The organism is Paraburkholderia sp. UCT2 (assembly GCF_014397665.1).
In the GTDB taxonomy this organism is placed as follows: domain Bacteria; phylum Pseudomonadota; class Gammaproteobacteria; order Burkholderiales; family Burkholderiaceae; genus Paraburkholderia; species Paraburkholderia tuberum.
In genome coordinates this window covers 1-651 of record NZ_VZQO01000156.1, presented here as the reverse complement: position 1 = coordinate 651, position 651 = coordinate 1, and the positions used below count along the sequence as shown (strand labels likewise).

Here is a 651-nt window from a genome sequence, read left to right as displayed (position 1 = left end):
GGCGCTGTTCGCGTCGCGCGGCATGGGCGTGTTTCCGCTCGCGGCGTTCGGCGCCGAGCGCAACGATCCGATGCATCGCGGCTTGCGCTGGCTCGGCCGCTCGCCGGAAGTGAAGGAGGAAATACACGCAATCGTGTCGCGGCGCGGGCGGCATCATCCTTTGACGCAAAAGGTGTTGAGTGCGGCGCATGCGTGAGCGCGTTCGTGATCACGAAAACGAAGGTTCGGTTTTTCCGAAGCTGCATTTCCGTTTTTTCTGCTTTTTCCTCGACGCCTCCTCACCGTACTCTTGAGCCGTACCCACGAAGGAGGTGTCTCATGCAAGTCCTGTTCAAGTCCCGCGACCGTGAAGCCGTCCGTCTGCGCAGCTTCGCGCGCCAACGCATCCGGTTCGTGTTTCGCCGCATGGACTGGCTGATTTCGAAGGCGACCGTCAGCATGTCGGACATCAACGGCCCGCGCGGCGGACTCGACAAACGCTGCCAGGTGCAGGTGCAGACGCCCGATGCGACGCCTGTCGTCGTGACGTCGATCGCAAGAGACTGGCGCGGCGCACTCGATCTCGCGCTGGCCCGCGCGGCGCGTTCGATCGTCCGCAGGCAGCAGGCGCGCATTGCGACTCGGGGTCCCCGTGATTTTGATGCCGTTTAC

At 63.6% G+C, this 651-nt stretch carries 1 protein-coding gene and 1 pseudogene; both read left to right on the top strand.

Annotated elements, in window-relative coordinates; all coding sequences use genetic code 11:
• Nucleotides 1-196: pseudogene (locus F6X39_RS36195) on the top strand (LysR family transcriptional regulator); the annotation flags it as partial.
• A gap of 122 nt (nucleotides 197-318) precedes the next feature.
• A partial coding sequence (locus tag F6X39_RS36190) for an HPF/RaiA family ribosome-associated protein (RefSeq protein ID WP_187620166.1) occupies nucleotides 319-651 on the top strand: 333 nt, incomplete at its 3' end.